Here is a 22,976-nt window from a genome sequence, read left to right as displayed (position 1 = left end):
AATTTCTAAAAGGGGTGCATGATTAGTATGGATATGGATCGGCTCTTAAATGATATAAAACCTCATCCTAGAATCTTATTCAATGATCTTGAAGTGGATCAAATAAAACGGCGTGTCGCTGATCATGGTTTCTCGCACTCTATTCCTTTCCATGAAATATGGGCAGAAGTGGAGTGTGCAGCAGAAATCTATGCAGCCGAGAAAGATTTCCACGTTCCTTATTCCAGCTGTGATGTGGAGCTGAATATTGAGCTGCCCCTTACTCAGCTTCAACCGGTAGGGGATCCTCCAGGTTATGTGGACTACCCGTTTTGGACGATGTATTCAAGAGCGATTGAAGAGAGAATAAAAGTGCTAGCCTTCTCATATAAAGTGACAGGTAAAGAATGCTTTTCACTGAAAGTGAAGGAGTATCTAATCGCTCTTGCTACCTTTACAAGGTGGTATGAGTTCCCCCACAGAGGAGCCGATGGGAATTTGAGTATTGCCCATTTTATATTGGGCGTGTCCATCGGCTACGATGCCATTTATGACACCCTTTCATCAAAGGAAAAAAGAACGATTGAGTATGCCATTTATGATAAAGGTCTATGCCTCCTTAAAAATGACTTTTTCAATAATGACAGCCATAATATTATTGCTTCCAAGAAAGTGGCTATGTTCATCGGGTCGCTTGCCATTATGGACCCTCAAAACGCAAAGCAAATTTATCCTTACTATCAAAACGCATATGCTTATTTGATGGAATATTTACAGAATAGATTAGCTGACCCCGAAATTGAAGGGTTATTGTATTTGAATGTTGCCGCTCGCCATATCTTAATGGCCGCAGACGTGCTCAAGCGTTCAACGGGAAACGACGAACTGCTGCGGCATGAGTACTTCCGCTTTCTTCCCGATTTATTTGTTTATATGTTAGGGACAGGAACAGAAGCTACCTTCGTAAATTTCTCGGATTCGTTTTATAAACTGGATATCTTTTATTTCATGTCGGTCCTTGCCTCTAATGTGAAAAATCCTATTTGCAGTTGGTACCTCCATCACTTTTTTGAGAAAAAGCTGGATGTATTATTAGATTTCAAAGTAATCCCTGAGCCGGTTCCTCCGGATTCGTATTATAAGGGAAATCCTTCAAGGGTATTTCCTCATATAGGGTGGTGTGTTTTTAGGAACGGCTGGAATGAAGATGACCACCTTCTAGCTTTCAATGCCAGTGAATCAGCGAAAGACCATAACCATTTTGACCAGAATAATTTCATACTCCATGTAGCGGGAGAATGGTTGATCACCAATCCAGGCTATCAGGATTATGTAGAGGGACCGCGTAGGGATTTCACCCTCGGCACCATCGGTCACAACAGCCTACTAGTGAATGGAAAAGGACAGGTGGCAAGAGGAAAGAGCAGGTTTGTCGATTGGCATACTTCGGAAAACTTTTCGTTTGTTGTGGGAGATGCATCAGATGCGTATCATTCATCGGTTTCTAAGTGGGAAAGAGCGGTAGTTCATGTTGATCAACGTTATTTTGTCCTCATAGATAAAGTAATAAAGAAAGACAAGAATAGTAACCTATCGTTCTTATTCCACACATCTGCAGAAATTCAAGTTGGAAGGGAAGTGATTAAGCCCGGATACAAAGTAAGTGATAACAAAATCAGGTTTATGGGAAATCATTCTGCTGCAGATCTTACTATCTGTTACCCCGATGATGTTGATATAGAAGTTAGCCAATTCCCAGGAGCAGAACAGTATGGCGTTTGCCTTGAGGTGAAACCGAAAGCGAAAGACGAAATTCAATACATGGCTGCATTGCTGCGACCTATTCCCCTGGTGGAGAGTGAAAGGGATGATTTCTATTGTACATTCAGGGACTCTGACCCCTATTTCGAGTGGAAAATGGTGGATGAATCTATCGGTATATTAGATTATTTATTCATAATGAAAACAAACGTTTGTGACGCCACACATAGGTCATTTGATGGGAAGGTGAGGATAAAGGGAGAACGTGGATGGGTTTCAATAAAAGATGAAAGCAACGAATTAAACAAATTCACACTAGTCAATGGCAGCGAGTTAATGGTGGGAGACGAGATCATTATCCAGTCCCCTGAGAACATTAATGTTTCAGCATCCTTTCATAAACAAATAGCTAAGTTAAAAATAAAAAAGGGTGCTAGGGAATTCTTTTTACTCATTTCCCCACCTGCAAAAATCATGATTAACGGTGTTCGTGCCGAAGACGATAAGGCAGTCTATCATCATGGTCAGGGGAGGTTGGACCTCATGCTCCCTAAAGGCGTTTATGACATAGTACTTATTTTTCCATCAACTCTAGAAAAATGATCATGCCTATTATAAGATAAAATCAAATGAGTTATTTACATTTTCTAGAAAGGGCGGCATGGATATGGAGTTAACTGGATGGAAGGGCGGATTACAATACTATGGGAACTATGCATTGAAACTGGCTTGCCTTAACCTATTATGGTTAGGGGGAATTGTCATAGGTGCAGGTATTGCAGGTGTTTTCCCATCTACTATCGCTATGTTTTCTGTTGTAAGGAAGTGGAACCAAACAGGGGACATGGACCTGCCCATGGCTACTCACTTTAAAAAGGAGTATCAAAGAGAGTTCTTTAAAGGAAACCTATACGGTTACACATGGGTTATTATAGGTGTCATCTTATATGTTGACCTTCTTTACTTTCGAGGAATTCCTTCATTGCCAGCGCTCCTTTTTTCATATGTACTTTTTATCTTTGGTGTCATTTATCTGGCGGCACTATTATTTGCCTTTCCTGTTTATGCCCATTATGAACTTGGTATTTTTCATTGTATACGGAACGCCGTCTTGATTGCTCTTTCCCATCCACTATATTCAGTGATAATGGCATTAGGGTTTTATTTCCCTTATTACCTGATCGTAAAAATACCTGGACTATTTCCTCTTTTCGGTGGGAGCTTAATAGCGTTGATCTTGATGCAGTTATCTATCCATATATTCAGTGTATTAGAAGAAAAATCAAAAGAGTAAGAAAGAAAATAGTAAAATATATTGAATTTTCTTAAAATTTGTATTATTCTTACCTTATAAATACATGTTGTATACATGTATGGGTTGGCTGAGGAATAGGTATAGAGAAAGGAGTGAAACAGTTGGAACTTAAGACCAGGCCGTCCAATGAATCTTCACCAGGCATCCAAAGCAAGGTCACTGGAGTGACAAGGTGGAGCAAAATCAGAAAAAAACTCTGGAGGGACCGTTTTGTATTATTGCTGCTTATGCCAGGTGTATTATTTTTCTTAATCTATCGATATATTCCTATGGCCGGACTATTGCTGGCTTTCAAGGATTATAGTCCATTTCGTGGGTTTGCAGAGAGCCCATGGGTGGGATTGAAATATTTTAAACTCATTTTTGAAGGCCCTGACGTTATTAGAGTTATTTGGAATACGCTACAAATATCCCTTTTGCAAATTATTTTTGCCTTTCCAATTTCAATTCTACTCGCTTTGATGCTTAATGAATTGCGTAACCAGGTTTATAAGCGTTTCCTTCAGTCCATTGTCTATATGCCGCACTTTCTTTCATGGGTAGTGGTTGTGGGTATAACGGTCATTTTCTTAAGAAGCGAGGGACTGGTTAATAATTTCTTTGTAAGTAAGCTAGGAATGGAGACCATTCCTTTTCTAACTGATCCTGCATGGTTTAAGCCTTTAATTGTCCTTCAGGTCATCTGGAAGGAATCGGGATGGGGGACGATCATCTTTTTGGCAGCGTTATCAGGGATAAGTCCTCATTTATATGAGGCAGCTGTTATGGATGGGGCTAATCGGTGGAGGCAGATATGGCATATTACTCTACCAGCGTTAAAGAGTACGATCATCATCCTGTTGATCCTGCGATTAGGAAACGTAATGGATAGCGGATTTGAACAAATCTTTCTCATGCTGAATCCATTTAATATGGAGACAGGTAATGTACTTGATACATTTGTTTACTTTAAAGGTATTCAGCAAGCAAATTACAGCTTTGCCACTGCGGTTGGATTATTTAAGGGAGTGGTCGGGCTCGTATTGGTGGTAGTTGCTAACCGTCTTGCTAAACGGTTTGGTGAAGACGGATTATTTTAACCTGATTGGGAGGGGATTAAATGTCAAAGACTTCTGTCGGCAATAAATTATTTGATGGGTTTAATGGTATTATCCTTCTGATAATAGCAGCCACCATGATCTTCCCTTTCCTTTACATATTCGCGGTTTCTTTTTCAAGTCTTAGCGATTTCTTGGAAAATGATATCCTCCTATGGCCAAAGGAATGGGTTACAGATGCTTATACGTACCTGCTTGGATCTGATCAGTTCATCCGCTCCATATTTGTCACGGTCTACATTACGGTGGTCGGAACTTTTATCAATTTGGTTTTCACATCCACCATGGCTTATTCATTGACACGGGGAATTTACGGACAGCGGCTCATCCTCTTTTTTGTCCTTTTTACCATGCTGTTCTCAGCCGGGATGATCCCAACCTATATGATCGTGAAGGCAACAGGGCTTTTAAATACTTGGTGGGCTTTGATTATCCCCGTTGCAATAAGTCCATTTAATCTGATTATCATGAGGCAATTTTTCCTTGGAATACCGGAAGAACTGACAGAAGCAGCCGTCATTGATGGAGCCAATGATTTTCAAATATTCACGAAAGTAGTTCTTCCCCTATCCAAGCCAGCCCTTGCTGCATTTGGACTTTTTTACGCAGTGAGTCATTGGAATAGCTATTTTACAGGTGTATTGTACCTGAATGATCCCGCCAAATGGCCTATTCAAGTCATCCTTAGGCAAATCGTGATTGTCAATGAGCCTAATGCGGCGCTCGGATCCCATGAAATGATGGAATCCCTGCCGCCGCCTGAAACAGTGCAAATGGCAGCTATCCTGTTAGCTACCATTCCTATATTAATAGTCTACCCATTTCTGCAGAAACATTTTGCCAAAGGAGTGATGCTGGGTTCAGTTAAAGGATGATGGTACTTGGCCACCCGATTTTCACTTTTGCCTAAAGATAAAAAGAATCTGGAGGGGTTAATTTGAAAAGAAAGTATTTAATGACAGGGTTCCTTAGTCTTTCCCTCAGTTTGTCACTGATTGGATGTTCTTCGGAAGAGACAAAGAGCGACACGGACAAGAAAGATAATCAGAAGACGCAAGATCCGTTTGATCATAGTGAGAAGTATACCATTACCGGGATGACTTTCCGCTATGGTGATCCACCGCCATCCTCAAGTCCTGGATTGGATATGATAAATGACCGCTTTAATATTGATTATAAGCCGGAAATCATTCCTCAAGGGGACTATGCAGAGAAATCCTCCGCTGTTGTCGCTTCAGGAAGCATGCCTGATATGATTGGTTTCACAGCAGATGATAATCGGTTCTATCAATGGGCTAATGAAGGAGCATTCCTGCCGCTGGATGATTATCTGAAAGAATATGACACACTCTCTAAAATCCCTGACCATGTTTATGATTCTTTTAAAGTGAATGGCCATATCTACGGCATTCCAAGATACTCGAACCCATTTCCTCTTACGCCCATCATCCGACAGGATTGGCTGGACAATCTTGGACTAGAAGCACCGACAAGCTATGAGGAACTCGAAAAAGTGGCCATTGCCTTTACGGAAGATGATCCTGACCAAAATGGAAAAGATGATACGTACGGTCTTGCTGTAGGAGAAAACATCAACCCTAACTTTAATATGGGTGCCTATTGGGACCCGAGTGCATGGTACCACCAGAACGATGACGGTGATTTCATCCCGGGTATCATTTCGGAAGGAAGAAAAGAAGTGATTCAATTCTTTGCAGATCTTTACAAGGAAAATGCCATGCCGAAAGATTTCGCTGTGTTGAACTGGGCAGACACGAATAATGAATTTTATTCGGGTAAAGCGGGTATCTTTGTAGGTGGTGTTTCAGGGATGAGTGAAGATTACTTAAGTGGATTGTTAAAAATAGATCCAGAGGCTAAGCTAGTGGCGCTTCCTCCATTTAAGGCTCCAGATGATTCCCAAGGCTTTACCATGGGATCTGGCTTCTCTGGAATTCTTGCTCTTAATGCCAAATTGGCAGACAATGAAGGAAAGATATATAGAACGCTGGAGCTAGTTGATGCAGGCAAGAAATTCTTCCCAACAGATCAAAAAAATCCAGAAAATGAAGACTTTGATTGGATGTGGGGGAAAGAGGGAGAAGGCTATAAGATGGAGAACAACGCCCCGGTCCGTGTACCGACATTCTCATCTGAGGGATTGGCACCATCTACCTATTTCCTTGATAACAGAGAGCATGTACCTTCAGACGCAGATGTTCGCTACTCGAATGATTACAAACTGCCTGAAATGAAGGATTTGGTGAATTCTTTACAGGATATGTTTGAATCTAATCCAATGTATATCAACCCATCTTATGGAATTGTGTCAAAAACTGATCAAGAAAAAGGTGCTGATCTTACACAGTTCTTAATGAATGAACAGGCCAAAATGATTGCTGGTCAAAGACCAGTGTCAGATTGGGATAAACTGGTGGATGAATACCTTAAGCGTGGAGGTTCGGAAATCATTAAAGAAGTAAACAAAGGAATTGAAGAGAAGGGTTATTCAGAGAGAAAATGGGAATAAAGTTAGTTAGAAAGGAAAGGAAGCGGGGGAGCGATTCTCCTGCTTCTTTTTTTATGTATCGAGGAATTAGCAGCATTGTTCCCCAGCTTACAGAAAGGAAAAGAAAGGAACATAATCCAATAAGTAGATCGATTATTAAGGAATGCCTACTTTTGTATTAAAGGTTACTAACATCCCCCATTATTCACCTTTTCCATTGTATGCTTCTAAACGTAATTTATTTTAGAGTAGGATGTGAAAAGATGAGTAAAGCAAGGGGTCACATTTTTGAAATTCACTTCTTGAGAGCTTTTGCTTGTTTATGTGTTCTTCTTGTTCATGTGTCCGCTTCGTACTTTCATCAGAACGGACAGCAATTTACCGAAGTCACATATTTTATAAATCAGATCAGTCGGTTTGGAACATCTTTATTTGCTGTAATCAGCGGATTTCTTCTTGTGTATCAATCAAGGTTTAGGGATTTTAATCTGACAAGATTTATTACGAGCAGATTTACGAAGATCGGTCTGCCGTTTTTGTTTTGGAGCATCTTTTATTTGGCCTTTAATTATGTTCTTCTTGGGACAAACCCATTTGAAAGTGGGTATAAGATGTTTCTTGTGAACTTTGCCTACGGTGGTTCGCATTATCACCTATACTTTATGTCGGTTGTCTTTCAGTTTTATCTGATTTATCCTCTGTTACAGAAGTTTAAGTCAAAGAAGAGCTGGAGTGTACTATTGGTCTTATCGGCTCTGAATATGTATTATCTCTTTAACATCTTTGATTTCGGAGCACTTAGTGGAGTATGGGAGGTATTGATCCGACCTGGCGTCATCTTGCCTTATTGGATTTATTTCTTTGTCCTTGGCGGCTTTATGGCTCATTTCTGGGAACCCATCTTACACTTCTCCAAGCAATTCAAGGGCTTACTTGGGATTGCCTTTGCCATAGTGGTTCTGTTAGCTGTATATGAGTATAAAACAGTCGGTTCGATTGGAGCAAGCAGGTTATCCAATGTCATTAATATTCCGATCATCATTCTTTTTGTTATGGGAATGACCGAAAACATTAAAAAGTGGAGCATTCCTAATCGATTCCTGACTCAAATCGGGACTCTATCCATGGCAATTTATCTTGTGCATCCCTTTGTGTTAACGGGACTGGAAAGACTGATTCCTGATGTATTGTGGAATCATACGATGTTTTTCCCGATTGTGTATTTGGCTTTACTGGGAGGATCAGTGCTGTTGATTAAGTTATTTCAACTGCTTCCGTACAATCAATATATTCTTACCGTCCCCCGGATTAAGAAAGACCGTGTTCAAAAAGAAGATGACAAGTACAGATCGAATCATAGGAAAGTTGGATTTTCGAATTAAAATGAAGTTTATTCAAACGAAAGGGAGCTGCTTAGTGTGCAGCTCCCTTTCGTTTGTTGTTTTGGAAGCAATGGGGACGTTTTCAGAGTTACAGGTGATCACTACTCATATTAGCTGTAATTTTTGAAAGTGTTAACTCTCTGAAAAATACTGACTTTATGATGCAAATGACCCAAATTCAATTACTTTTTGGGATTAAATTACAATTATGTATATGTGTGCTAAGATTGTTATATGAGAGGGGGATAATATGAAGAAAATATTTTTCTTGTCGTTTATATTCATGATTCTAGGTTTTTGTATGGGCTCATCAGCCGGAGCTTCAGGAACCTTTACTGATGTCACGCTTTATGAGAAAGAAATCAATTATCTGGCAAACTCGAAAATTGTGGAGGGGTATGGCGACACCTTTAAGCCAAATGATCCAGTCAGAAGAATTCAAGCAGTTCAAATGATCTTAAGAGATAAAGGGATCAAGGACATGAAAGATGTTAAAGATCCAGGCTTTACAGATTTGAAAAAGGGTGACTATGGATACGAAGAGGTTGCCAAAGCTGTGGAAATGGGATGGGTCAGTGGAAAAACCCGTGAAGATGGAAGTAAATACTTTGATCCTTGGGGTTCTCTAACAAGAGCCCAAATGACAAAGATCATCGTTCAAGCTTATAATCTATCAGGGTATCATTTCTCTGACTTTACAGACGTACCTAAGTCTCATTGGGCCTATAACTATATCAATGTGATGGTGAAAAACCGAATCGTTACAGGTTTTAACGACCACTCCTTTCATCCTCAAGAGGTGATATCCAGACAGCACTTTGCTGTTATGCTTGCCCGAACCATTAAGGATACCTTCAGAATGAATGACGTGGCCATAGATTACAAAGACAATGAAGTATTTTTCAACGGGATCACTTTATTGATGACGAAGGAGGAAGTGATTCAGAAGCTTGGTTTACCAGATGCCAGCAGTCCTTCTCAGTCATCTTCAGGGTTTAGCTATTCTTATAGAACTTCCGATATCTTTAAAGACGATCGTTTAGCAGTTTTCTTTTTTGAATCAGGAGATGTAAGAGCTATCCACTATGAGACTAAAACATTCTATCCTTTGAATCATAGTGTGGATGATGAGTTTGTCCATCACTTTAGTGGTGAAGTATATGGAGAGATTGATGACTATACTGAGCCCGATCAATGGTTACATTATTACATCATGCCAGGCTCAAAGCATGTCCTAATGTCAGAATCGGTCCCTACTTATAGAGGAGATGTTTATAATACTTTTAAACTGGGTCTCCAATATGAAGGTGCACCGATCGAAACGGATGAAACTATGAAGAAGTTAACGAAGGATGAAGTGATTCGGGATTATACAAAATAAATATTTTGAGGGCGATCTTGATTCAATCCTGATTTTCCTTCTAACAGGTAGAAATCAATGAGGAAGCAAGGGGGTGGCTACGCACTCCTTGCTTTTTTACTAGTACACCCATCCAACTATACTTAAAGGGAATTTATTTTCCTTTGAAAGAATAGAGGTGGAATGAGTGCAAGTGTAGAGCGGCGCACAAATTACCACCTCCATAAAAAATCACATAACTACCTGGCCTCTAGTCCCGCAACCGGACCAATATCCCATCCCCCTTATCACTCACCTTCACCACCGCAGTCTTCACCTTTCCTTCCACATCGAGACCGGTTCCTTCAGGAATGAAGAAATGTTCGATTCCATATGAGACCTGGGCACTGTTGTCCCACGAGCTTGTCACTTTTCCATTTAAGAGCACGTCACCGGGTTTGTTTTCATAAGAAACATTCCATTTTCCATTAAACTTATAATCTCCTGTATATTCATGGACGCCCTGTGGGTTTTTACGTAATACAATCGTGACGGGCCCGTTGTCATCGATGGAGGTATCCTCGAGTTGTGTAATACTGTAGTTCAATTCCACATAATCCCCCTGGAGGAGGGACCGCGGATCGACTGGTTGAAGTTCCAGGATGACCGTTTCCCCGTTTTGGAGTAAGGTTTCGTTCGAATACACTTGATACCCGATCCATCCGGCTTGAAGACAAATGATGAAGAGGATACCGAGCCTTTTCCCTGCAAGGATCGAGTGCGATTTTTGTTCAAAGCCACTCTTCCTATCCAGGTAGCCGGCCACAAGTAAGAAGCAAATGCCCAATACGGCAAAGAGCACGGATTTGTGAACGAGTTTCCAGGCCAGATCATAATACAGCTGGACGATCAGCATGAACCAGAATAGTAGGGATGATATCCAATAAACCTGAAGACCCTGCTTTTTGAAAACATACACGCATAAGGTCGCGATCAGAAAAAATAGCGTGCAATAGAAAATATGAAGACTAAACGATAAATCAATCGTCGTTAACAAGAAAAAGGCTATGAATCCACTGAGAAACGCTCCATACTGAAGGACCTGTTTATTTTTCAGCAGGAGATAGGCGATTCCGTTTAAGAGCACCATCACGAGAAGAAGGGCATGAGCACCCAGTTCCATCGTTTGCCCTAAGAAGATCCCTGTATTCAATTGAAACAGAAGGTAAACGATAAATCTCGCAGCAGTCCGTTTTTCAACGTAAAACAGGAAGGCGAAAACAAAGAACATCACAAACGAAAATTCATCAAACACACTTGCTATCATCCCGATCACGATGCCGGTCATCATAAGCGAATATTTTACAGGGGATGGCCAGTTCGTTACTGTACTCGGAATGACGAGGAATACCGTCGCCAATACGAATAGGGTGGTCATGGACACATCCACCATGAACAATGAAAGCAGGCCGAAAACAGACGCCACGATGAAGACAGAAGCGATGGTCGTGACGCTTGCCACGAAGATTGTCTTTGTCCAGTGACGGGAAGCGGAATGGTTTCGTAAGTAGTTCACAAGGAATACACTTCCCGTTAATAACAGAATGGCTGCCAGTAAAAGACCGATGAAGAACAGACTGGACACGTATCTTGCCATCAGCTCGAACATTTTGATGATGATAAACCCCGTTCCGAACATTGATAGAATGATAAAGATGGATGTTTCCTTATGAACATACCGGTAAATCCCGACTCCGAGGATGCCTATATAAAGCAGGGTGAAGAAAGCGGAATACGGGTTATTGAAAGCTGTGACGATAAGGAGAAGGTTGGCAGAGACGAGACTCAAGTAAAGCAATGGTTTTGAATGGATATATCCTTTTTTAATAATCAAAAATAAGAGCATATTCGCGATGCCGACTCCGAATGCGATCCACGTGTGGGCGAGGGTCCAGTGCCCGATTGGAGTGGAAGGGAACAGATAAAAATAGATCGTCAAATGGATGAGGATGTGGGTCAATGCGTAAAATCCGCCGTATCGTGTGAACAAGCTGAACAGCAAGACGGGAATGGACCAGACAAGAAACAATAAATAGCTGTCCGCATGGGAATTGTACAGCTGTCCGAGCAACGCAACGGAAAGACCAAAGGAAATCACCCCGCTGACCAACAGCCAGTTGGACAGGAAATGGGCTCCCTTCAAAACACGGTCCAACAGGAAACTCGCTCCATAGAACAATACAATCAAAGCCCCCGCTAAAGCCACTTTCTCAAGCCGTGAAAACATCTGCCAGTTAGAAGCGAAAAAATAAAGTGCGCTGCTTAAAATAAAGACAACTCCGAATAAGTAGGTAAGTGAAACCTTTTTTTTCATTAAGCTCACCCCTGTCATGAAATTCTTCCTTCTATTATATGATGGCGCTAGGGAAATAGGCTAATATATGGAGGAGCAAGAGGGGAGTATTCAAATCCTTCATTTATAAAACCGTAGACCGTTCCTACTGAACAAGCAAAATAAGTAAAAAATCCCCCAATAGTCATATAGCCACCCTCCACCCACCTATTGTAAAATGAAAAAGACAGACAATTGCAAGCGTTTGCATTAGTTCGAAATTACTACCCCGGGAGTTACCTCACATTTTTTTAACCATTTGCGCAAACGTTTCCACAAGTATCATCACGAGCACTTCTATTATTCTATTTATCCAATTAAGGGGGAAAACATGAATGAGAAATAAGACAAAGCGTCACTTCTCAGTGGTTATGACATTGATAATGCTGATCAGCCTGTGGTCACCATTCGCTCCGGCAGCTTCTGCCGTTGCCGACGGAAATGAGACGGCGACAGCAGCGGATTCAGGTGACCGCACGGTACGCTTCACGTATGACCGTGAAGACGAAACGTACGACGGCTGGAACATATGGGCATGGAATACAGGGGTGAAGGATGATCAAATCAACTTCGACTCCTATGAAAACGGAGTGGCGGTAGCGAACATCTCCGTCGCACCTGAAACGGAGCAGTTCGGATTTGTGCTGCGCAGTACCGAGGATTGGAATACTGCGGAGAAGGAATTCGGGGACCGCTTCATCAAGGTCAATAAGAACGACACTCTCACCAAGGCCTACATAACAAGTGGTGTCGAGAAGATCCGCATCGTACCGGATGGGTCCGCACCGGTTATCGATCAGGGGGATGCGACATTTTTCTATCGTGACAAGGACCTTTTCCAAAACGATCAAATGGATACGATTGAGAAAGTCGAATTAAAGTACAACGGAGAGACGAAGGAAATGACGTATGAGCCGGAGAATGAGCGTTTCGTTCTGCCATACGACAACATTCCTAATGGTAAAAATGAGTACAGTTTTTTAGTCACAAAGGATGGCGTGACGACGGAAGTGAGTGATCCTTACAATACGGTGGACGGCAAATCGGTTCTGGATTTCCAGAAAGCCAATCTGACCGTGACGGGTTCTGTGGCTCCTGCAGCTGTGGACTATAACGAAAACGCCGTCTTGAATGTTGACATCGAAGGAATGACAGATGGTTTAACGATTCAAAAAATCACAGCGGATGTTTCTTCATTAGGCGGATCGGAGAAGCTTGAAATTGATCCTTCGCTGAATGAAGTGACCCTTTCCGTAGATGATGATATTACGGCAGGAACGAAATCAATTCCTCTAACCGCAGTGGACTCCTACGGAAACGTCTATAAAGGAAGCACTGAAATTGAAGTGAAAGCAAGGCAGTCCGTTGGCGATTCCGACCTTGACTGGGATGAATCGATCATTTATTTCATGCTGACGGACCGATTCTTCAACGGGGATACATCGAATGATGATCCATACAATCTGAATTATGATAAAAATAAACGCGGTTCGTATCAAGGTGGAGATTTTAAAGGGATCACGGAAAAACTCGATTACCTTGATAAGCTTGGCGTGAACACGATCTGGATCAGTCCGGTTGTGGAGAATGTGAAGTACGATGTGCGGAAAGGGGAAGAAGGAGAGCCATATTTTGGCTACCACGGCTACTGGGCGAGCAATTTCGGTGAGCTTAATCCTCACTTCGGAAGCATGGACGACTTCCATAACCTGATCGACGAGGCCCATGACCGCGGGATCAAGATCATGGTGGATGTCGTGTTGAACCATACCGGTTACGGATTGAAAGAAATCGACGGTGAGCTGCCGGAAGATCAGCGTCCTGCCGGATATCCGACAGACGCAGAACGTGAAAAGTACAGCGACATCCTGCGTCAGGGCAATGTTGGTAGTGACGAAGTGGTCGGCGAACTGGCCGGGCTTCCTGACGTAATGACGGAAGATCCTGAAGTGCGCCAGCAGATCATCGACTGGCAGACCGACTGGATCGAGAAAGCGAAAACGGATAAGGGCAACACGATCGACTATTTCCGTGTCGATACGGTGAAGCATGTGGAAGACGCCACATGGATGGCGTTCAAGAATGCGATCACTGAAAAAATGCCGAAGCACAAAATGATCGGCGAAGCGTGGGGCGCAAGTGCTGATAATGACTACGGCTACCTTGGTACAGGGATGATGGATTCCCTCCTCGACTTCGGATTCAAGGATATCGCCCGTGAGTTTGTGGACGGCAACCTGAAAGCGGCCAATGATAAACTGACGGCCCGAAACGGGAAGATTGATAACACGGCCACACTGGGACAATTCCTCGGAAGCCATGATGAAGACGGATTCCTGTATTCACTCGGCGGGGACAAAGGAAAGCTGAAACTTGCAGCATCTCTTCAGGCGACGTCAAAAGGGCAGCCGGTCATTTATTATGGTGAAGAGTTAGGTCAGAGCGGAGCGAATAATTACCCTCAGTATGATAACCGCTATGACCTGGACTGGGATGATATAGAGAACAATGATGTGCTGGATCACTACACAAAGATCCTGAACTTCAGGGGGGCCCATTCGGACGTGTTTGCGAAGGGCGAAAGACATACAGTCGGCGGTTCCAACAGCGACAAATTCCTCTTGTTCTCCCGTAACTACCAAGACGACTCCGTATACGTCGGGTTAAACGTGGCGGATGAAGCGAAAGAAGTCACGTTGACGGTTGATTCTCCTGAAGCGGTCGTGACGAATGCGTACTCTGGAGAAACCTATACTACAACTGAATCGGGGAACGTAACACTGTCCCTTCCTTCCAAAACAGACGGAGGTACGGCACTCCTTACTGTTGAAGGCGGCATCATCACGGGTGCAGTGGCTGGAGGGGAAGATCCGGAAGCGGAACCTGTACCTGAAAACAACATCCGCATCCACTATAACCGGACGGATGGCAACTTTGAAAACTTCGGTGCATGGCTGTGGAATGATGTCGCATCACCATCGGCTAATTGGCCGACAGGAGCGACGATGTTCGAGAAAACCGACAGCTACGGGGCATACATTGACGTACCTCTGGCTGAAGGGGCCAAAAACATCGGATTCCTCGTCATGGATATTACGAAAGGCGACGGGGGTAAGGACGGCGGAGACAAAGCCTTCTCGATCACAAACACTGACGTGAATGAAATCTGGATCGAGCAGGGATCGGATAAAGTGTATACGTATGAGCCGGTGGATCTCACTGCGAACACGGTTCGCATCCACTATGACCGTGAAGACGGGAACTATGAAAACTTCGGCCTATGGACGTGGGGAGAGGTGAAATCCCCGACAGAGAACTGGCCGACAGGCGCACTGGATTTTTCAAAAAAGGATCGATATGGCGCTTATGTAGACGTTGAATTGAAGGAAGATGCCAAACAGATCGGCTTCCTTGTGTTGAATGAGCAAACCGGTGAGAAGGATGGCGGAGACAAAACCTTCAACCTCCTCGATAAGTATGATCAACTATGGGTAAAAGAGGGCGAGGATAATGTCTTCATTTCCCCGCATGGAGATGTGGCGACGGGACTTGTTTCATCTGAAGTCATTTCGGATGACACGATCAGATTGAATTTTACGATGACAGATGGTTTGACGGAAGACGTACTGCTTTCAGGATTGGTCATCAAAGACAACGCTGGTTCCGATGTGAAAGTAAACAGAGCCAAGATTACGGGAGACAAAACGGTGGAAGTGAAAGCAGATTTTGACCTGAAAAAGCTCCCTCTTTCCATCACCTACTCGGGCAGGACCGTTGCGGCAGAAGCCGGATGGCGACTGCTTGATAACAAGTATGCTTACGATGGGGATGACCTGGGTGCCACGTATAAAAAAGGAAATGCCACGTTAAAACTGTGGGCACCGAAAGCAAGCAAAGTGGTGGCAAACTTCTATGATAAAAAAGATGCTGCAACGAAAATCGGCAGCGTGGAATTGACTCTAGGTGAAAAAGGAGTCTGGTCGACAGACGCGAAAGCGAAAGAATTAAAAGTGAAGGATCTGAAGGGTTACTACTATCAATACGAGGTGACCAATGATGGTGTAACGAAAAAAGTACTCGATCCGTACGCCAAATCCATGGCAGCCTTCACCGTCAACACAGAGGGTGAAACGGGACCAGACGGCGATAATGTCGGAAAAGCGGCAATCGTCGACTTGAAGGGGACGGATCCTAAGAAATTCACTCATGCCGCCATCGATGGCTATGAAAAACGGGAGGATGCGGTCATCTATGAGATCCATGTCCGTGACTTCACGTCCGACCCGTCCATCGAGAAGGATTTGAAAAAGGAAAGATGGGGCACGTATGACGCCTTCATCAAAAAGCTTGATTATATCAAATCAATGGGCGTGACCCACGTCCAGCTGCTTCCGATCATGGCCTGGTATTACGGTGATGAAACGAAGATGGGTGAACGGGAGCTTGAGTATTCGGCGGGAGGTAACGAGTACAACTGGGGCTATGATCCTCACAGCTACTTCTCCCCGGACGGTGCGTATTCAGAGGATCCCACCGATCCACAGCTGCGCATCGAAGAAACGAAGCGATTGATTGACGCGATTCATGATAAAGGTATGGGAGTCGTCCTCGACGTCGTCTACACCCATATGGCGAAAACAAGCACACTGAACGATATCGTGCCAAACTATTATGCGTTCCAGGATGAGCAGGGGAACTTCCTCGGAGGGTTCGGTAACAACCTGGCGACAAACCACACGATGGCTGAAAAGCTGATGGTGGACTCGGTGAAATACTGGTTCGACGAATACAAGATCGACGGCATGCGCTTCGATATGATGGGAGACGCAAGCTACCCTGCGATCCAGAAAGCCTACGACGCAGCGGCTGAAATCAACCCGGACGCCCTGTTCATCGGGGAAGGCTGGAGAACATTCGCCGGTCACCTATCGGATCCTTCCTTAAAAGGAATGGGAGCCGATCAGGACTGGATGGACAAAACCGACGACGTGGGAGTCTTCTCCGACGAAATCCGGAACGAACTGAAATCCGGTTTCGGTTCAGAAGGTGAGCCACGCTTCCTGACCGGTGGCGCACGGGACATCAACACTATTTTTAATAACATCAAGGGACAGCCGGGTAACACGGCTGACGACGACCCGGGCGATATGGTCCAATACATTGCGGCCCACGATAATCTGCCGCTGTACGATGTGATTGCTCAATCGATCAAGAAAGATCCAGCTATACCGGAAAATAACTTGGAAATCCATAAGCGGATCAGACTCGGAAACTCGATGATCCTCACATCGCAAGGAACAGCCTTCCTTCATGCTGGTCAGGAATACGGCAGGACCAAGCAGTGGCTCGGCGAAGGCGTACCGGAACAGAAATATCATGAGTTAGAGGATGAAAATGGAGACCCATTCGGTTACTTCATCCACGACTCCTACGATTCATCCGACGCCATCAACATGTTTGACTGGGAAAAAGCAACGAACAAGAAGAAATACGAAATCAACACAACCACAAGGGAATACACTGAAGGATTGATCAAGCTGAGAAGATCCACCAATGCGTTCCGACTCGGCGACAAAGAACTGGTCGATCAGAATGTTTCCCTGATGGATATCCCTGAAATCGACGATACGGATTTGCTGCTTGCGTATAAGAACGTATCGACGGATGATACGGGTGAGTATTATGTGTTTGTGAATGCGGATGATAAAGCAAGGACGCTGTCTATCGGAGACTATGACTTCTCGAAAGGAAAAGTGGTCGTGGATAACGATGAAGCGGGGACACATCCTGTTTCTAAGAAATCCGGTTTCACCATGAGCGACGACACATTGACCCTCGATCCTTTGACTACTGTTGTCATCAAGGTGGATGAGAAGGGGGAGAAAGAGAAGAAGAAAAAGAAACATTGATAGAATCATGGAATCTCAACCTTATTCGTAGGGTTGGGATTTTTTTGAGGAAATTTAAACAAACGTTTGAATAGTGTCCCCATCCATATCAATACAAAGAATGGGAGGATCTAAATAAACGTTTGTATAATATTCTTTATTGAGAACAAAATAGGAGTGTTATAATGAAATGTATGGTATGATGGTATAAACCACGATAAATAGCGAATAGGAGAATCGATTAATGAGGTACCTGCTGCTTTATATCTTACTCCTTAACCTCGTAGACGCATTCGTCACAATGTATGGATTGCACTTTCAGTATATATCAGAATCCAATCCCCTCATGCATACCCTTTATCTCACGGACCCTTGGTTGTTTCTACTATTGAAGGTCGGTCTCTCGTTCGTTTTGCTGTGCCTTCTTTTTCATCTTAAAACGGATAAACGGTCTTCAAGGGTGTTGCTCCTCGTGTCAGTCTTTGCGGCAGTATCCTACAGCTGTGTTTTTCTCATGCATGGGTACTGGCTGTTGGAGGTCGCAGGTGAACTGGTTTGAGTATGGACTCAAATAAAGAGGCCGTTTAGCCAGGCCTCTTTTCCATTTACTTCAATTTAATCTGCACCGGTTTGCTTTCCTGAGTATGGATGGTCTTTGGAGTGCGGTTTTGCGAAGCGGCTCTTTTCACCGAGCTTGTCACACTCTGGATCATGTCCCCGACATCATGCGCGGACTCAACCAACGGATCAACGGCTTTCATCTTTCCTTTTACATCAACAGAAATCTGGTTGGCCGTATGGATCAGTTCTTCAGCCTCCTCTGTAATACCATTAACGGCCTTCCTCGTGTCAGACAGCGTCTTCTTCGTTTCGTCCAGCGTGTTCATGACTCTCCTTAATGTCAAAATCAAGTAAGCCACAAGAATCGTAAATGCAACGGCTGCAATAGCAGCGCTCCACTCAAGCATTGAGACCAGCTCCCTTCCTATACATTAAGTCTATGAAAAAGGGAATTCATACATTCCTTTACCAGAGTGAGGTATGATGGAAAGGTAAATAATGAGAAAAAGGGAGCGAAAACAATGCTTTCATCCTTACGTGCAATTGAAGAATTGAGATCAGGAAATACACTCATACTGCGGGAACAAGTGTGGCTAAAATACCTTTCTCTTACGAAAGAAAAAAATGTAAACCTTGAACAAGTCGAATCGCTTGAACAGATGGCACAAAATCCGGTGCTGGAATACGTGGAGAGAACACTCCAAATACTGGACGGGTTGAGTCTGCACCAAGAAGAGAAAGAGTTAGTGGAAGAAGTCCTCATATGGAGTGAAACGGCCAAGTGCGGCCTTCCCCACCAACGGAGAGAGTGGCTTGATAACGGCTTTCACCTCGCCATTCATAATATGGGGTCGGCTCAAATTTACGCCTCGGAAATGGAAAAACGACCTGAAGCAAAACGTAATCGTGAGAAGGAGAAGCTACTGTACGTGCTGATCCTGACACACGGTCTCGCCGGACAATACATACGGGGTGAGGTCAGATATTCATCGATGAAGCCTCTGATCGAAGTGGCGACACAAGAAATGTTTCCTCTTCTGTATGCACTGAATCACTGTATCGTAGCGGGAGTATCCTCCGGGATCTGGAGTTCGGTACAAAAGGAAATGGAAGAGGTGAACCGCTGGATTTGCGATGGAGAAGTGTCCAAAGAGCAAACGTTTCAAGAAAGGCTCCGTAGGTTGCGAAATCTTGCTTCTTTACATGGGGAAAACGTTGACGCCGTATACGATGAGTGGCTGAGTTCCCATCCCGATGCAGAAAAGCTTCTGGAACGTTTTTTTCGAAAAACGGATATGTGGTATGTGGAGGCCTCTCTTACGGATTTTACGTTTGAAGAATTCATCAAGATCTTTCTGCTCATTAAACGAAACACACGGGAGATTACCTTGGAACACCTTTCCTTTGAGCCCTTGATGAAGGAACTGTATTACGACTATAAAGGTAGAAAGACCGTCAATGTTTATAAAAAAAGAATCATAGAATCATATCTTGCCGAGTGCACAATCGAAGAGATCGTCAATGGAAAACACCCTTCAAACGAGCATGTCCGTTTGGTAGCAGCACCCCTTCATGCACAGGAAGAAATGGCGGGGGTCGGGTTTTCTTTTTCACGGGCAGGAGAGAAGCTGATTGAATTCTGCCAGGAAGCTGAAAAATCACCCCTTTATGACCGGGCCATCGTCCTGTTATTTGACCTGTTCAACTTCAGGAAGGATGCCTATGACAGGCTGAACAATGAACAAACCTACCTAAGTGATATGAATAGCTCACGGGACTTCAAGAAAAAGATTTCCGATTACGCTGTAGGAAAGACAATGGTCGATATCGGTCCGGGGGGAGGAGTCATGCTGGACCTGTTGACCCGTCACCACCCCGGGGCCACCGTCATCGGAATCGACATTGCCGTCAATGTGGTGGAGGAGCTGAAGCGGAAAAAGCAAAGGGATAACGCCCCATGGGAAGTCATGCAGGGAGATGCTCTCAAGCTCGAAGACTACATCGGGAAGGGAGGAGCCGACACGATCGTATTCTCATCGATCCTCCATGAAATGTTCTCCTACATCCCGTACGAAGGTGAAAAATTCAATCATGGGGTCATCGCCCAAACCTTAAAGAGTTCCCTTAAAGCTCTCAGACCAAAAGGAAGGATCATCATCCGGGATGGCATCATGACAGAGCCAATGGAAGAGAAACGGATCATTCGCTTTAAAGACCCACAAGGCCTTTCCTTTTTCAAGAGATACGTCGGGGACTTCAAGGGGAGGTCGATCACATATCGTTCAGCAGGAGACGATGCCGTCCTTCTTGATGTAAACGATGCGATGGAATTCCTTTATACGTATACGTGGGGAGAAGAGGCATACCCCCATGAAGTACAAGAGCAATTCGGCTATTTTACTCCATCAAGATTTCGGGAGTTTATTCAGGCGACGCTTGGAAACCAGGCTGAAATCCTGATATTTGAGCATTATTTGCAAGAAGGATATGAAGAACACTTAGAACAGAAAATAGAGCTTACCGATGAAACCGGAAAACCGGTGCGTCTTCCGGATAGTACGTGTTTTATTGTGATTGAGAAGAAATAGTGCAATGCTAAAAGATCTTACTCCTTAAAGAGGGTGAGATCTTTTTATTCGAGGATATTAGTAGCATCAGTACTAAGATAATGTAACAAACGTTTGATTAATTGAAAAACCCTTTAAAGACAGACGGGAGGGGGACTAAATAAACGTTTGTTTAAAATATGAAAAAGATTTCTTCCCGTTTATTTTTTCATTTAGTGGTTCGCAAAAGTATTCTTTTAAGAATATATCGTATATAACGTTAGATAATGTGATATTATCTGAATGGTAAATTTGAATCATTACAAATTGAGTGGTTTTTAACTAGATAATGGTAGGGTGAAGACTGAATCAGTGAAAATTAAAGACGCGACAGAGCTTGCCAGTTTCCGTAGCGGACTCCTGCCACCTTAAGATTTAAGGAGGAATACGATGTTTTTTACAGTGTTAAAATTCAAATGGCATTCCATGAGGATTCACTATCATAAAGCATTACTTGAAGGATGTCTGGATTCCCGCATACAAAGTAAGTTACAGCAAAAAATATCCTATCATCAAATGAAATTGAATGATTTTCTGTAATATAAGATTGGGAGGCACACATCATTAAGAAACTCTCATCATAATTATAGGACTACTCTTCTTTCCTTCTATTGAAACTCTTTCGTTTCTCCATATCCTAGAATAGAAACTTCTACATCGATATTCTTCATCATTTCCCTTAATTCCTCATCCTGTCCCATCATAAACTGAATCACAAGGAGTCCCTTTACAAGTCCAGCCATCAATTCCGGACAGGAGGCGTCTTTAACCTTAGGGAAGGTATGAGAGGAGTAAGTGATATGCTGCTTCTTTGACACCCATTACGAATTGTGTCGAACAGGAAAGAATGGCAATGGTCGGTTGATGGATTTCCTATATGATCTTCATATCGGCCGTCACGTTGGTGTCTCCGAAATATACACTACCTGATCGTTGAAGGCATGTAAGACATACCCACACGGAAGTTCAACCAAGCTGGGTACTCCCTGAGTTTCACTGAAAGAAGGGGTATGAACGGCATTGACCATCGTCACTTTAAAGCTATCCGCATGATAGGTGCCGCCATAGTTTAATGGAAACACTTTGTATCCTTCACCCATTAATTTCAATGCCAGCACATACTGGTCAACGACGAGTACATCAGGATTCGAATTCCTAACCTCCTCCAATCCTTGATATATGATCAAAGTGATTTGTGTGGCAAAACTATATCGATCTTCTTCAAATAATCTTCTTGAACAAACTCCTTTGGACATGCAGGGTTTTGTTGCAAAAAAGCGTCCACTATAATACTCTTTCCAGCAAGCGTGGAAAAGACATAACAAGAATGACCTAAACGTGTTATTTTCATAGGAAACTCCTTTGTTATCATCGTATTTTCAATTTCTATATCTATGCGGGAGAGAGGGGGACAGACCTGATTTTTAAAAGTTTCTCAAAAAGATGCGAATACTAGGAGTAGAATCTAAAGTACAAATGAAGTTGTTTTTTTAAAATCACTATTGATATAAACTTAAATAGTGTGGTATATTCTTTTTCGGCTTACAAAAATGTTATAATGAGTAAGTAGAAAAAAAGTTCTCAGTAATTATGATTTAGAAGTTGACTTCTGCGAAATTAATTGCTATAGTAATACTTGTCCTTAAAGGGCATTTGCACAAACGGCCCATTGGTCAAGCGGTTAAGACACCGCCCTTTCACGGCGGTAACACGGGTTCGAATCCCGTATGGGTCACCATTTTTTAGAATGTAAAAAGAACTTACTTATATATTGTGGAGGATTAGCTCAGCTGGGAGAGCATCTGCCTTACAAGCAGAGGGTCGGCGGTTCGATCCCGTCATCCTCCACCAAAGATTTTTGCGTCAGCAAAATATCCTTCCGTGCATTGCTTTTAATAAGTAGGGAAACACGTGCCGGTGTAGCTCAACTGGTAGAGCAACTGACTTGTAATCAGTAGGTTGGGGGTTCAAGTCCTCTTGCCGGCACCATTTGGTTTTATATGAGATGAGCCATTAGCTCAGTTGGTAGAGCATCTGACTTTTAATCAGAGGGTCGAAGGTTCGAATCCTTCATGGCTCACCAAAGATTTTCGCCTCGGTAAAACATCTTACCATTTGCGGGTGTGGCGGAATTGGCAGACGCACCA

The 22,976-nt window shown here is 43.3% G+C and carries 15 protein-coding genes and 5 tRNA genes (1 of these 20 only partly in view); 16 read left to right on the top strand and 4 right to left on the bottom strand.

All coding sequences use genetic code 11. The features are described 5' to 3' along the window. The first annotated feature begins 27 nt into the window (after nt 1–27). From M1J35_RS00995 to M1J35_RS00965, 7 genes are all read left to right on the top strand, one after another. Nucleotides 28–2,343 carry a heparinase II/III family protein gene (locus M1J35_RS00995; protein WP_254652498.1) on the top strand — a complete coding sequence of 772 codons (2,316 nt, stop codon included), beginning with the start codon at nt 28–30 and terminating at the stop codon, nt 2,341–2,343. A gap of 64 nt (nt 2,344–2,407) precedes the next feature. Beyond that, nucleotides 2,408–3,034, top strand: coding sequence for a YesL family protein (locus M1J35_RS00990; RefSeq protein ID WP_254652497.1), 627 nt, complete (start codon nt 2,408–2,410; stop codon nt 3,032–3,034). A gap of 248 nt (nt 3,035–3,282) precedes the next feature. Then, the gene (locus tag M1J35_RS00985; RefSeq protein ID WP_254653665.1) at nt 3,283–4,134 is read left to right on the top strand and encodes an ABC transporter permease; all 852 of its coding nucleotides are present in this window, start codon (nt 3,283–3,285) and stop codon (nt 4,132–4,134) included. Between the two features lie 20 nt (nt 4,135–4,154). Beyond that, nucleotides 4,155–5,027, top strand: coding sequence for a carbohydrate ABC transporter permease (locus M1J35_RS00980; RefSeq protein ID WP_254652496.1), 873 nt, complete (start codon nt 4,155–4,157; stop codon nt 5,025–5,027). A 62-nt stretch (nt 5,028–5,089) separates the two neighbouring features. Beyond that, the gene (locus tag M1J35_RS00975) at nt 5,090–6,682 is read left to right on the top strand and encodes an extracellular solute-binding protein (RefSeq protein ID WP_254652495.1); all 1,593 of its coding nucleotides are present in this window, start codon (nt 5,090–5,092) and stop codon (nt 6,680–6,682) included. Nucleotides 6,683–6,924: 242 nt separating this feature from the next. Beyond that, nucleotides 6,925–8,043 carry an acyltransferase gene (locus M1J35_RS00970; protein ID WP_254652494.1) on the top strand — a complete coding sequence of 373 codons (1,119 nt, stop codon included), beginning with the start codon at nt 6,925–6,927 and terminating at the stop codon, nt 8,041–8,043. A gap of 250 nt (nt 8,044–8,293) precedes the next feature. Beyond that, nucleotides 8,294–9,424: an S-layer homology domain-containing protein gene (locus M1J35_RS00965; RefSeq protein WP_254652493.1), complete on the top strand. Its 1,131-nt coding sequence runs from the start codon at nt 8,294–8,296 to the stop codon at nt 9,422–9,424. Nucleotides 9,425–9,653: 229 nt separating this feature from the next. On the opposite strand, the gene M1J35_RS00960 is transcribed toward M1J35_RS00965, so the two are convergent. Beyond that, nucleotides 9,654–11,756 carry a GDYXXLXY domain-containing protein gene (locus tag M1J35_RS00960; protein WP_254652492.1) on the bottom strand — a complete coding sequence of 701 codons (2,103 nt, stop codon included), beginning with the start codon at nt 11,754–11,756 and terminating at the stop codon, nt 9,654–9,656. Between the two features lie 353 nt (nt 11,757–12,109). Here M1J35_RS00960 and M1J35_RS00955 point away from each other — a divergent pair, with 353 nt between their 5' ends. Further along, on the top strand, nt 12,110–17,683 hold the full coding sequence (locus M1J35_RS00955; RefSeq protein WP_254652491.1) for a pullulanase: 5,574 nt from the start codon (nt 12,110–12,112) through the stop codon (nt 17,681–17,683). A 223-nt stretch (nt 17,684–17,906) separates the two neighbouring features. Then, the gene (locus M1J35_RS00950) at nt 17,907–18,221 is read left to right on the top strand and encodes a DUF5658 family protein (RefSeq protein ID WP_254652490.1); all 315 of its coding nucleotides are present in this window, start codon (nt 17,907–17,909) and stop codon (nt 18,219–18,221) included. Between the two features lie 46 nt (nt 18,222–18,267). Here M1J35_RS00950 and M1J35_RS00945 read toward each other — a convergent pair whose 3' ends face one another. Then, entirely contained in the window at nt 18,268–18,630 is a 363-nt protein-coding gene (locus tag M1J35_RS00945) for a DUF948 domain-containing protein (protein ID WP_254652489.1), read from the bottom strand. A gap of 114 nt (nt 18,631–18,744) precedes the next feature. On the opposite strand from M1J35_RS00945, the gene M1J35_RS00940 reads away from it, so the two are divergent. Together M1J35_RS00940 and M1J35_RS00935 are read left to right on the top strand one after the other, a co-directional pair. Further along, on the top strand, nt 18,745–20,811 hold the full coding sequence (locus tag M1J35_RS00940) for a class I SAM-dependent methyltransferase (RefSeq protein WP_254652488.1): 2,067 nt from the start codon (nt 18,745–18,747) through the stop codon (nt 20,809–20,811). Nucleotides 20,812–21,219: 408 nt separating this feature from the next. Continuing rightward, nucleotides 21,220–21,369 (top strand): hypothetical protein, encoded by a 150-nt coding sequence (locus M1J35_RS00935; protein ID WP_254652487.1) that lies wholly within the window; start codon nt 21,220–21,222, stop codon nt 21,367–21,369. A 68-nt stretch (nt 21,370–21,437) separates the two neighbouring features. Here M1J35_RS00935 and M1J35_RS22640 read toward each other — a convergent pair whose 3' ends face one another. Together M1J35_RS22640 and M1J35_RS00930 are read right to left on the bottom strand one after the other, a co-directional pair. Continuing rightward, entirely contained in the window at nt 21,438–21,572 is a 135-nt protein-coding gene (locus M1J35_RS22640; protein ID WP_256503929.1) for a hypothetical protein, read from the bottom strand. A 153-nt stretch (nt 21,573–21,725) separates the two neighbouring features. Next, nucleotides 21,726–22,085, bottom strand: a complete 360-nt coding sequence (locus M1J35_RS00930) for an MBL fold metallo-hydrolase (RefSeq protein WP_254652486.1) — start codon at nt 22,083–22,085, stop codon at nt 21,726–21,728. A gap of 407 nt (nt 22,086–22,492) precedes the next feature. Between M1J35_RS00930 and M1J35_RS00925 the strand changes: the two genes are divergently transcribed. The 5 genes from M1J35_RS00925 to M1J35_RS00905 form a co-directional block, all read left to right on the top strand. Beyond that, nucleotides 22,493–22,567, top strand: a tRNA-Glu gene (locus tag M1J35_RS00925). A 37-nt stretch (nt 22,568–22,604) separates the two neighbouring features. After that, a tRNA-Val gene (locus M1J35_RS00920) sits at nt 22,605–22,680 on the top strand. A 62-nt stretch (nt 22,681–22,742) separates the two neighbouring features. After that, nucleotides 22,743–22,818 (top strand) — tRNA-Thr (locus M1J35_RS00915). A gap of 18 nt (nt 22,819–22,836) precedes the next feature. Further along, nucleotides 22,837–22,912 (top strand) — tRNA-Lys (locus M1J35_RS00910). Between the two features lie 34 nt (nt 22,913–22,946). Beyond that, nucleotides 22,947–22,976, top strand: a tRNA-Leu gene (locus M1J35_RS00905); it runs 55 nt beyond the window's last position.

Origin of the sequence: Rossellomorea sp. KS-H15a (assembly GCF_024195245.1) — a bacterium.
GTDB classification, from domain to species: domain Bacteria; phylum Bacillota; class Bacilli; order Bacillales; family Bacillaceae_B; genus Rossellomorea; species Rossellomorea vietnamensis.
The sequence above is the reverse complement of the archived record's forward strand: the minus strand, read 5'-3'. Positions and strand labels throughout refer to the sequence as shown.

Excerpts from the sequence above, each read along its gene's own strand:
- M1J35_RS00985 (WP_254653665.1), top strand. The coding sequence starts at position 3,283 with ATGCCAGGTGTATTATTTTTCTTAATCTATCGATATATTCCTATGGCC.
- M1J35_RS00945 (WP_254652489.1), bottom strand. The coding sequence starts at position 18,630 with ATGCTTGAGTGGAGCGCTGCTATTGCAGCCGTTGCATTTACGATTCTT.
- M1J35_RS00955 (WP_254652491.1), top strand. The coding sequence starts at position 12,110 with ATGAGAAATAAGACAAAGCGTCACTTCTCAGTGGTTATGACATTGATA.
- M1J35_RS00990 (WP_254652497.1), top strand. The coding sequence starts at position 2,408 with ATGGAGTTAACTGGATGGAAGGGCGGATTACAATACTATGGGAACTAT.
- M1J35_RS00995 (WP_254652498.1), top strand. The coding sequence starts at position 28 with ATGGATATGGATCGGCTCTTAAATGATATAAAACCTCATCCTAGAATC.
- M1J35_RS00950 (WP_254652490.1), top strand. The coding sequence starts at position 17,907 with ATGAGGTACCTGCTGCTTTATATCTTACTCCTTAACCTCGTAGACGCA.
- M1J35_RS00940 (WP_254652488.1), top strand. The coding sequence starts at position 18,745 with ATGCTTTCATCCTTACGTGCAATTGAAGAATTGAGATCAGGAAATACA.
- M1J35_RS00935 (WP_254652487.1), top strand. The coding sequence starts at position 21,220 with ATGTTTTTTACAGTGTTAAAATTCAAATGGCATTCCATGAGGATTCAC.
- M1J35_RS00960 (WP_254652492.1), bottom strand. The coding sequence starts at position 11,756 with ATGAAAAAAAAGGTTTCACTTACCTACTTATTCGGAGTTGTCTTTATT.
- M1J35_RS00965 (WP_254652493.1), top strand. The coding sequence starts at position 8,294 with ATGAAGAAAATATTTTTCTTGTCGTTTATATTCATGATTCTAGGTTTT.
- M1J35_RS00970 (WP_254652494.1), top strand. The coding sequence starts at position 6,925 with ATGAGTAAAGCAAGGGGTCACATTTTTGAAATTCACTTCTTGAGAGCT.
- M1J35_RS22640 (WP_256503929.1), bottom strand. The coding sequence starts at position 21,572 with ATGGCTGGACTTGTAAAGGGACTCCTTGTGATTCAGTTTATGATGGGA.
- M1J35_RS00930 (WP_254652486.1), bottom strand. The coding sequence starts at position 22,085 with ATGTCCAAAGGAGTTTGTTCAAGAAGATTATTTGAAGAAGATCGATAT.
- M1J35_RS00980 (WP_254652496.1), top strand. The coding sequence starts at position 4,155 with ATGTCAAAGACTTCTGTCGGCAATAAATTATTTGATGGGTTTAATGGT.